Source organism: Vagococcus elongatus, from assembly GCF_003987645.1.
Taxonomy (GTDB): Bacteria; Bacillota; Bacilli; order Lactobacillales; family Vagococcaceae; genus Vagococcus_A; species Vagococcus_A elongatus.
Map to the genome: position 1 here is coordinate 1 of NZ_NGKA01000039.1, position 10795 is coordinate 10795.

A 10795-nucleotide genomic window follows, 5' to 3' on the forward strand; every position below is an offset into this window, starting at 1 on the left:
TTTGGTTTTACTAGAAGTAAAACCCCCTACACATTTGGTTCGTCTTATTCATTGTTCAGTTTTCAAAGGTCTACGTGACAACCTGACAGGCTGTCTGTTGTCTTTTTGCGACAACTTCTAAATATTAGCATTATTAGTTGAGTATGTCAACTAGTTTTTCTAACTTTTTTAAAAGTTTTTTTCGTACGCTTTTTTACGAGACAACTTTATTAGTCTATCATGGCCTCATTTGTTTGTCAAACAATTTTTCTACATAAAAAAAAGCTTTTCAACACAAGACAAAATCATCCTAAGGACTCTTAATACTATATCAAGTCTTGTGTCAAAAAGCAACTATTTTATTCAGTTTATCTCATCGTTGGAAACAGTAAAACATCTCGGATAGAGTGGGAATCTGTCAATAGCATGACTAGTCTGTCAATACCTATCCCTAAACCGCCAGTTGGAGGCATTCCATACTCTAAAGCTTCGATAAAGTCCTCGTCAATATCATTGGCTTCATCGTTTCCTAGTTCTTTTTCTTTTACTTGAGCTTCGAATCGTTCTCGCTGATCGATTGGATCATTCAATTCAGTAAAGGCATTTCCATACTCATGTCCTGCAATGAAAAATTCAAATCTATCAGTAAAACGATCATCTTCTGCATTCTTTTTCGCTAACGGAGAAATAGACACAGGATGTCCGTAGACAAATGTAGGTTGGATCAAACGGTCTTCTACAAATTCTTCAAAAAACTCACTGACGATATGTCCAAAGTCCATATGTTCTTCCACTTGCACGTGATGTTCTTTAGCAAGTTGACGTGCTTCTTCATCTGTCATCTGCTGCCAAAAGTCTACTCCCGTCACCTCTTTAACAGCATCTACCATATGAATTCTTTTCCATGGTCCCGTTAAGTCGATAGTGTGTTCACCATAAGTCACTTCCAAAGTACCTAATACACTTTGAGCCACGTGGGTCACAATACCTTCCGTCAAATCCATAACATCTTTAAAATCAGCATAGGCTGTATAGACTTCGAGCATTGTAAATTCCGGGTTATGGGTTGTGTCGATTCCCTCGTTTCGGAAAACACGCCCGATTTCATAAACTTTCTCCATTCCTCCAACGATCAAACGTTTCAAATGAAGCTCCAAGGCAATACGCAAATACAATTCGATGTCTAAGGCATTGTGGTGGGTAGTAAACGGCCGAGCCGCAGCTCCGCCTGCCAGATTATGAAGCGTCGGAGTCTCTACCTCTAAATAGCCCTGTTGATTTAAATAATTACGAATTTCTGAAACAATTTTGCTTCGAGTCACGAAGTTATCAAAGCTGTCGCGATTGCTAATCAAATCAAGATATCTCTGACGATAACGTTGTTCGATATTTGTCAAACCGTGATATTTATCCGGCAAAGGACGCAATGCCTTCGTCAGAAACGTCAGTGATGCTGGTTTAACTGTCAATTCACCCATGTTGGTTTTCATTACTTCACCAGTCACACCTAAGAAATCACCCAAGTCTGCCTGTTTGAATAGCTCGTATTCTTCCTCAGATAAGGCATCTTTTCTCACGTAAATTTGAATTTGACCTTCCCGATCCTGTAAATGGGCAAACCCTACTTTACCTTTTCCTCGCTTGGTCATCATTCTTCCAGCGATCGTAGCTACCACATTTTTATCGGCGATTTCTTCCTTCGTCAAATCTCCGTATGCGTCGTGAAGTTCTTTTGAATTGTGGGTGCGTTCAAAGCGTCCGCCAAATGGATCCAATCCAGATTCTGTCAACTTTTTCAACTTGTCTCTTCTCACAAGCAGCTGATCATTCATTTCCTGTTGCTCTGCCAACTCTTTTCTCCTCCATCTCATTTATTCATACTCTATAATGACACACCAAATCAAAAAAAGGCAAGGCCTTTTTTGATTTTCCTCAGATTCGTCTCAATGCGATCGCTTCTGCCTGTTCGGCAAAGTCCTCTAATATCTCGACCATCTTCTTTGGATCTGTGGTCTGGTTGACTGCCACCTTAGCTTTTGCCGAGCGGGGAATCCCTTTAAGGTAGTAGGCTGCATGCTGACGAAACTCTCTTGTTGCCAATTCAGCGCCTTTTAATTGAACTAATCTTTCAAAATGAACTTTAGCAGTAGTGATTTTTTCTCTTGGTCCCGGCTCAGGCAAAAGTTCCCCTGTGCGTAAGTAATGTTCCGTTCGATAAATCATCCAAGGATTTCCTAATGCTGCCCGACCAATCATGACGCCCTCACATCCTACTTCTTCCAACATCCTTTTGGCATCTTCCGGTGTGCGAACATCACCATTTCCCATCAATGGAATCGTTAAAGCATCATTTACCTGACGTAAAATATCCCAGTTTGCCTTACCTTCGTACATCTGCACTCGAGTCCTTCCATGCATGGCGATGGCACTGGCACCGGCTTTTTCTGCCGCCAGTGCATTTTCTACTGCAAAGAGGTGTTCTTCATCCCAGCCGATTCGCATTTTAACGGTCACTGGGAGTTTTACTGCCGAAGAAACAGCAGCTACCATCTCGTACACTTTATCTGGATCAAGGAGCCATCTTGCCCCAGCCTCAGCTTTGATGACTTTATTGACTGGACAGCCCATATTGATATCAATGATATCTGCTGACGTGTTAGCTTCAACAAATTGTGCTGCTTCAACCAGCGTCTCCTTTTGGCCACCAAACACCTGGATGCTTATAGGATGCTCTCCTTCTTCAATATGCAGCATCTCCAACGTTTTTTTGTTTTTAAAGTGGATACCTTTATCACTGATCATCTCACATACGACTAAACCGGCACCGAATTCTTTTACCGTCAAGCGAAAGGCGCTGTTACTGATGCCAGCCATCGGCGCCACCACAACGCGGTTAGAAATTTCCACATTCCCTATGTTCCACAAGGCTGACGCCCCCTTTATTTAGTGTTTTCTATTTCTTGAATTAGCTTTTGCAAGTCTTCTTCATTAAAGTAATATTTATTGCCGCAAAAATGGCAAGACGTTTCAGCACCGTGATCTTCTTCAATCATTGCCGTCAATTCTGCTTTCCCTAATGCAAGCAATCCTGCTGAAAAACGTTCCTTGGAACAATCACACTTAAATTGAACGGGTAATTCGTCCAAAATCTGCAAGTTTTCTTTTCCTAACAAACGTTCTAAAATTTCCTCAGATGTTTCTCCTTGCTCAATCAACGTTGAGATTGCCGTCATTTTCGCCAAGCGTTTTTCTATTTCTTCAATAGTCTCTTCCTCAGCACCGGGCATTACCTGAATCATAAATCCGCCGGCTGCTTTAACAGAATGATCTCGGTTAACTAAAACACTCAGCCCTACTGCTGATGGTACTTGTTCAGAGTTAGCCAAATAATAGGTAAAGTCTTCTGCAATTTCTCCAGAAACTAGAGGAACCTGTCCGATAAAAGGTTCTTTCATCCCCAAGTCTTTAATGACAGAAAGACTCCCCTCTGTCCCTACAACTCCGCGAACATCTATTTTTCCTTGTTCATTTTGAGGAAGACTAAGATTTGGATTGTCAATATATCCTTTTACCTCGCCCTGACCGTTACTATCTACCATGATCGTACCGCCAGGACCATCCCCTTTGATTTTTACGGTTAACCGGTCATCGCCTTTCAGCATGGCGCCAAGCAATAAGCTGCCGACCATTGTCCGACCCAAAGCCGCCGTTGAACTGTTGGCAGAATTATGACGGCGTTGTGCCTCAGCTATCGTCTCCGTTGCCGCCACTGCGTAAGCTCTAATTTCTCCATTAAAAGCCAAAGCTTTGACTAAATAATCCTTCATTTCTTCGTCACCCTCTTTTTCTTCTTTAACAACAAAAGTGGGTCGCATATCGCAACCCACTTCCTATCATAACTTATTCGTTATCATTTTCCGTACTGTTTTGCTCATTCTCTGGATGATGCTCTACATATTCAGCTTGTTTTTGAGCTTCTTTCTTTTCTAACGCCTTTTTAGCTTCCTCAAAGGAGCTAGCTTTTTCACTTGGAAATTCTCCCTCTCCATTTGAAGGCATTTCACCTGTTTCAAATAAAGATTTGATTTGACGGGCATCCAATGTTTCATATTCTAAAAGCATGTTGGCGATTAATTCGTGCTTATCTCGATGTTCTTCGATAATCTCTCGTGCTTTTCTATGGGCACGATTTAGAATATCACGAACCTCTTCATCAATCTCAAAGGCGATTTGTTCAGAATAAGCTTTTGTCTGACCATAATCACGTCCGATAAATACTTGATGATTCCCTTCATACTGAACGGTTCCAAGACGATCGCTCATCCCGTACTCTGTCACCATACTACGTGCCAAACCTGTTGCTTGTTCAAAATCGTTACTTGCCCCAGTGGATTTCACACCGAAGAATACTTCTTCAGCTGTACGTCCGCCAAGCAGACCAACGATTTGTTCAAACATTTCTTCTTTGGTCATCAAGAAGCGGTCTTCTTTCGGCAAGGCGATCATATAACCGCCGGCACGTCCACGAGGTACGATTGTTACCTTATGGACAGTTCTGGCATCACTCAAGACTAAACCAACAATCGTATGTCCAGCCTCATGATAAGCCACCAAGTCCCGTTCTTTCTTGCTGATAACACGGTCTTTCTTAGCCGGTCCAGCAATAACACGGTCTTGTGCTTCATCTACATCTGAGGCGTCAATTTTTTTCTTGTTTCGTCTAGCTGCCACCAAAGCCGCCTCATTCAAGACGTTTTCCAAGTCAGCGCCTGAAAACCCTGGTGTCTGTTGGGCAACAACTTTCAAATCTACGTCGGCTGCCAGAGGTTTGTTTTTCGCATGAACTTTAAGTATTGCTTCCCGTCCACGCACATCCGGCCGGCCAACTAAAATTTGGCGGTCGAAACGCCCAGGTCTAAGTAATGCCGGGTCTAACACATCTGAACGGTTAGTAGCCGCAATAACAATAATACCTTCATTGCCGCTAAAGCCATCCATCTCAACTAGCAACTGGTTCAATGTTTGTTCTCGTTCATCATGTCCGCCACCCATACCGGCGCCACGTTGACGGCCGACTGCATCGATTTCATCGATAAAGATGATTGACGGTGCATTCTTTTTAGCATTTTCAAACAGGTCACGTACACGGCTGGCTCCCACACCGACGAACATTTCCACGAATTCAGAACCTGAAATCGAATAAAACGGAACGCCAGCTTCTCCTGCGACTGCTTTTGCAAGTAACGTTTTACCAGTCCCCGGAGGTCCTTCCAAGAGAACACCTGCCGGTATCCGAGCACCAAGCTCTACGAAACGTCGCGGATCTTTTAAGAATTCCACAACTTCGACTAATTCTTGTTTTTCTTCTTCAGCACCGGCCACATCTGAAAAGCGGACTTTGGCTGCTTTTTTGTCAGCCTCTTTCGCTTTTGATTTGCCGAAGTTCATCACACCCCGGCCACCGCCGCCGCCTTGCTGTCCCTGTCCTAACATCATATAGACCATAAAGACCAAGAAAAGCAAAGGTACAACACTCATAAGAAAAGTCAACAACATCCCGTTATTGCTTTGTTCATGAATTTTTACTTGTGTTCCGTTCTCTTTGGCAATTTTAGTGACATCTGAGATCGATGTATCGTTTGATAGAACGGTTGTCGTAAAACGATCCGTTTCTAAATTTGTTTCGCCGAGAATTCTCATTCCCTGATCTTCGACTTTTTGTTTCTCAGTGTACACGCCGTTGATGATGTAAGCACCATTTCCAGGTTTGATATCCATTTCTTTGATTTTTCCGTCTTGCAGTTTTTCGCTAAATACGGAATAAGGGATTTCTGTTCCTGTATTTTTATCATCATTAAAGAACCACATGACTAGCAATCCGACTGCTAGCAAAAGTATTATGTAATACAGCGAACCTTTTGGTCTGCCACCCTTTTTCTGATTCATATAGAGCCTCCCTCTAATTTTTCACTCATCACTCTATTTATTTTAACACAAATTCGAAAAATCGTTAGCATTATGCCTCGTATATTTCAGGTTTTAACACCCCTACGAAAGGCAAGTGGCGATAATTCTCTTTGTAGTCTAATCCGCAACCGACAACAAATTCATTAGGTATCTTAAATCCGCTATAATCCGGCTCAATATCTACTACTCTGCCTTCCGGTTTATCTAACAAAGTCACAATTTTCACTGAATTTGCCTGACGATATTTAAACAACTCTACCAAATACTTCAATGTCTGACCGCTATCAACAATATCTTCAACAAGCAAAACATCTCTGCCTGCAACATTGGTGTCTAAGTCTTTGATTATTTTAACTTCTCCTGAAGAAACCAGCGCTTCCCCATAACTAGAAACATCCATGAAATCCATTTCTAATTGTGTGTCAATGGCTCGGACCAAGTCAGCCATAAACGGCACTGCCCCTTTTAGCACACCTACAACTAGAGGCGTCTTCCCAAGGTAATCCTCATTTATCTTTTTCCCTAGTTCTTTTGTTTTAGCTTCGACTTCTTCTTTATTTACTAGAATTTCCTTGATATCTTTTTTCAACATCTACTTCTCCTTCCAAAACATCTGCTGTTTTGTAATAAATCAGCCTGTAAGGTATTTTATCAGTTTCGCTGGGAATACTCAAATAACTTTTTCTAAAACCGACAATCCAAAGAATATTCCCTTTTTTATCCGCGACCAGAGGTGTCTTTCTTCTGAGATGGACAGGAATTTTCTCATCGATGAAGTATCGCGACACTTTTTTGCTTTGACCTGACTTATCCAGAATAAAGCGGTCGCCTTCCTGAAAACTTCGAACAATCACCGGCAAACAGTCAACTGGAATCTCGATTTGGTCAAGTATTGTTACAGCACCTACATCATCTGACTTTTTTCTTAATGCCAAAAAATGAGCGTCAGCCACTTCTACAGGACGACCTAATAATAATGACTGTGTTTTGACTTCAACAGGGGTTTCTTTCGTCAAAATCAATCGGTCATAACTTTTGATAATCATCCATCCAGCAGACAGATGCAATTCTTTGCTTTCAGTTTTCGTTAGTATCTCCATCAGTGTTTGGATGTGATTAAAATGGACATCCACTCCTCTGTCCACCAAATTCTCCTCTAAAAACTTTACTAACAAATGATAACGGACGGCCTCACTTTCCTTTAACAATAAAGGAAGACTCATCATAGCTGTCCCTTCTTGATGAAAAACCATGTCTTGATATTTGGGTGCAATGTACTCCTCCACAAGCTCAATATTATAATCCAATTGTATGACTAAATTGTGAACTTGATGCAAATAATTGGTGTTTTCTCGCTTAATGAACGGAAGCATGTGTTGTCGAACGCGATTTCTCAAATAAGCAGCGGAAAAATTACTCTCATCCTGCCAATAATGCAAATTCTCTTTTTTCGCATATCCTTCCAGGTCTTCTCTGGAAAAATGCAGCAGCGGACGGATGATTTTATGGTTCTCCCGCCAGCTGACTTCTCTGATGCCCACTAAATTTTTCAACAAGGAGCCGCGAATCAACTTCATCAAAACCGTCTCGGTCTGGTCATCTCCATGGTGAGCAGTGACTAGCACGTCGAAATCATGGGTGCCCATTAGTTTAAAGAAGAAACCATACCGGGCTTCCCGGGCTCGAGCTTCTATATTATGTTGGCTTTTTTCTTTAACCGTCCACTTTTCTGAAAAAAAAGAAATTCCCGATTTTTCGCAAAACTCTTTTAATTCTGCTTCTTCCAAGTCAGATACTGATCGTAATTGATGGTTAAAATGAGCCACCGCAAATAAAGACCGTTTCTTTTCTGGCAGTTTTCTAAATAAATCCAATAACACCATCGAATCCAGCCCGCCTGAAACAGCCAGCAAAACCTTAGAATCTTTATTCCAGAATTTGCGCTGATCTGTATATTGTATAAATTTTTCCAACATGCCTCAATCACATCCTTCAGTTGCCTTTGTAAAAAAGAAAAAAGGATAAGTCTCCTTATCCCTAAGCATTTCTTTATTAATTACGACGTCCTCCACGTCCTCCGCGCTTTCCTTCAGTGTTACGCTTCAAGGACAATAAACGATCTTCACTTTCTTTCATAAAATCACTCATTAAATCATCAAAACTCTGCTTTTTTTGCGAAGATTGCACGGTTGGCTTGCGATATTCTTTCCGAGGTGCACGAGGGCGTTCCTCACGTTTCGGCGCAGTATCCTCTTGCAGGCGTCTAATGGACAACCCGATCTTTCCGTCGTCACCGACACTCATCACCTTGACTTCTACAGTATCACCTACTGTAAGTACATCGTTGATGTCTTTGACATAACTATTGGACACTTCGCTAATGTGTACCAATCCAGTTTTACCTTCTCCTAAATCAATAAACGCTCCAAAATGCGTGATGCCGGATACCTTGCCAGAGAGCTTCCCGCCTACTTCAATTGACATAAAAAAGTTGTTCCTCCTTCAATTCTCTACCTTTATATTTGTTTTTTAATTATCAGCTGCAGATTCCTTTTCCTGATTCGCCTGATCTAGTTTCGGAATATTATAGATCGTTTCTCCGTCACGAGAATAATAAAACTTTTGACGGGCCAACTTTGCCAAATATTCATCATCATTTAATAAATCTACTTCTTCGCTGAGCGCAGCTTTTTGCTCTAGTAATGTATCCCGTTCAACAACTGAAACGGTATACTCTTTTTCTAGTCGCTGCATCTGTTGAACGTTACGGAAAATATTTACGCCCAAGAAAGAAATCATCACAGTTGCCACAATAAAAACCAGTGCCAAGCGACGTCTTCTATAGACTATCTTCTTTTGCATCGCACTAAACTTGCGGCGTTGTTCTTTAGTATAATGAGTGTCTATGTCTGACACATTGTCTATTCTTTGCTGATCCGTTTTATTTTCCATCTAAATACCCCGCTCTGACAGTTATTACTTAGAACCATTATAACAACAAGCTTGGCTCTTGTCTAATCTAAATTCCATCATTCTGCCGCCTTTGTTTCTTCGATTACTTCATACATCTTTGCAGCATCTTCTTTTTTAGTGGATTCATGCAACGCCAAGACTTTTACTACCAAGGTTTTATTGCCGAATAAAATAGACAGCTGGTCATCTACTGCCACCTTACTCGAAGATTTTGCCACTTGCCCGTTTATCGTGATACGGCCTTTATCTGCAACCTCTTTGGCGACAGTGCGCCGCTTGATCAAACGTGATACTTTTAAAAATTTATCCAGTCTCATTTGTGTCACCTTCTTTAACTTAAAATCAGCAAATCTTTCGCCAAAGGGCAGCATTTTCCATTCTTCCTGCTCAAACAAACCGATGATTATTATTGAGAATAGAAAAACACCTAATCCTACTACGGCGCCTGAAAGTGAAAATAATAAACTCATGACCCGCGAATCATTTTCAAGCATCAACAAACGCCAAAGCCAGCGATACATTTGAATTCCTATACACATCATACTTAAGGAAAACAATAATTGCCACAGATATCTACTTTTTTTGCCAACTTCTTTGCGGTACAGTTGTCGATAGAGCACAGCATAGGTCAGAGTCAAACCAAGCAACGTCGACACGCTTGCCCCGACAGTGCCATACAAATAGGTCAACGGAAAACTAAGTATCACTTTTGCGATTAGACCGTAGAAAAAAGCTCTAAGCAACAGCTTGTAGGAATGTTTTGTCTGCCCGATGATTTGCAGCACTTGAATGACACTCAGAAGAAAGACCACCCCCATAAATAAACTGATGGATACATTTTCTTTCCCATCTCCAAACAATCCCCGGTTCAACTCCGGCAGCAGCATGCTCAACCCCACAGCGGCGGCACTGCCGATTACTACAACGACTTTCATTAAACGTTGGAAAGTTGCCTGATAACTCGTGATGTTCTTATTTTCTCGGAGCAATGTCAGTCGCGGCAAATGGGAGGTGGCAAAAGCGGAACTGATAACAAGACCGACTTGTGCCAAAGGCTGCCCCCGATCGTACGCTCCTTTGATTGTTTTTGCTAAAACTTCTTCCATGCCACCGAACACTAAACCATTCTTCAATACAAAAGAGTCCACTAACTGAAAAAGAACCAATAGCGCACTGTAAGAGCAGATGATTCCCCCTTCAACAAGAAACCGTTTGAAAAGATGAGAGGAGAGTATCTTCCCCTCACGCCTTGGACTAAAGCATATGTGAATTTTCTCTGATTTTCCATAAAAAAACAAAATAATCATTGCAGCAAAGGCACCGAATATGGCACCAAAGGAAGCTAACGCCCCGGTCTGATAGATTCCCAGCCAGCCCTTTTGAAACAAGACAGCTGAAAGTATAATCACTGCCACACGAACGATCTGCTCCAAGAGTTGGGAAAAAGCTGTCGGCTCCAGCCTCAGCTCCCCTTGGAAAAAACCGCGATACACAGCAAGTACGGGAACGAACAAAAACAGCCCAGCAGAAACTTTAATCAAAGGAGCCAATTGATGATCCCCCATCAAATATGCCAGCAAATCAGAGCCGAAGAAAAACACCGAAAAAAGCAGCACAGATAAACCCAAAATATATCCTTGAACCTGGTGTAAAACTGCTCGTTTTTTTCATAAGTTTGCTGCTCGGCGATTACCTTAGAAACAAACATGGGCAGTCCGTTCAAAGATAATGTCAATGCGATGCCATAAATAATGCCTGCTGATTACTATATCTTCGTTGATTTAACAGTATCTGTTATATTTTTTTGGTATAATAAGTGCAGGACTTTTCTCGGCAGGTGGCCGAATCCCTTGCACTTTTATTCATTATGGAGGCA

The 10795-nt window shown here is 41.6% G+C and carries 9 protein-coding genes; all 9 read right to left on the bottom strand.

Features of this window, described 5'->3' with window-relative positions:
* Positions 1 to 347 precede the first annotated feature (347 nt).
* The 9 genes from lysS to CBF29_RS13415 all read right to left on the bottom strand — a co-directional run bounded on the left by lysS (position 348) and on the right by CBF29_RS13415 (position 10547).
* A complete protein-coding gene (gene lysS / locus CBF29_RS13375) occupies positions 348 to 1850 on the bottom strand; it encodes a lysine--tRNA ligase (protein ID WP_126810207.1) in 1503 nt (500 codons plus the stop codon).
* A 61-nt stretch (positions 1851 to 1911) separates the two neighbouring features.
* The gene (gene dusB / locus CBF29_RS13380) at positions 1912 to 2853 is read right to left on the bottom strand and encodes a tRNA dihydrouridine synthase DusB (protein WP_245987405.1); all 942 of its coding nucleotides are present in this window, start codon (positions 2851 to 2853) and stop codon (positions 1912 to 1914) included.
* Between the two features lie 65 nt (positions 2854 to 2918).
* The gene (gene hslO / locus CBF29_RS13385; protein ID WP_126810215.1) at positions 2919 to 3806 is read right to left on the bottom strand and encodes an Hsp33 family molecular chaperone HslO; all 888 of its coding nucleotides are present in this window, start codon (positions 3804 to 3806) and stop codon (positions 2919 to 2921) included.
* 73 nt (positions 3807 to 3879) lie between these two features.
* Positions 3880 to 5925 (bottom strand): ATP-dependent zinc metalloprotease FtsH, encoded by a 2046-nt coding sequence (gene ftsH / locus CBF29_RS13390; protein WP_126810209.1) that lies wholly within the window; start codon positions 5923 to 5925, stop codon positions 3880 to 3882.
* A 70-nt stretch (positions 5926 to 5995) separates the two neighbouring features.
* Entirely contained in the window at positions 5996 to 6538 is a 543-nt protein-coding gene (hpt, locus tag CBF29_RS13395) for a hypoxanthine phosphoribosyltransferase (RefSeq protein WP_126810210.1), read from the bottom strand.
* Positions 6501 to 7922 (bottom strand): tRNA lysidine(34) synthetase TilS, encoded by a 1422-nt coding sequence (gene tilS, locus CBF29_RS13400; RefSeq protein ID WP_126810211.1) that lies wholly within the window; start codon positions 7920 to 7922, stop codon positions 6501 to 6503. Before tilS ends, hpt begins: the two co-directional genes overlap by 38 nt.
* A 76-nt stretch (positions 7923 to 7998) precedes the next feature.
* A complete protein-coding gene (locus tag CBF29_RS13405; protein ID WP_126810212.1) occupies positions 7999 to 8430 on the bottom strand; it encodes a S1 domain-containing RNA-binding protein in 432 nt (143 codons plus the stop codon).
* Positions 8431 to 8475: 45 nt separating this feature from the next.
* Positions 8476 to 8898 carry an FtsB family cell division protein gene (locus CBF29_RS13410; RefSeq protein ID WP_126810213.1) on the bottom strand — a complete coding sequence of 141 codons (423 nt, stop codon included), beginning with the start codon at positions 8896 to 8898 and terminating at the stop codon, positions 8476 to 8478.
* Positions 8899 to 8975: 77 nt separating this feature from the next.
* Positions 8976 to 10547, bottom strand: a complete 1572-nt coding sequence (locus CBF29_RS13415; RefSeq protein ID WP_126810214.1) for an oligosaccharide flippase family protein — start codon at positions 10545 to 10547, stop codon at positions 8976 to 8978.
* Between the last annotated feature and the right edge of the window lie 248 nt (positions 10548 to 10795).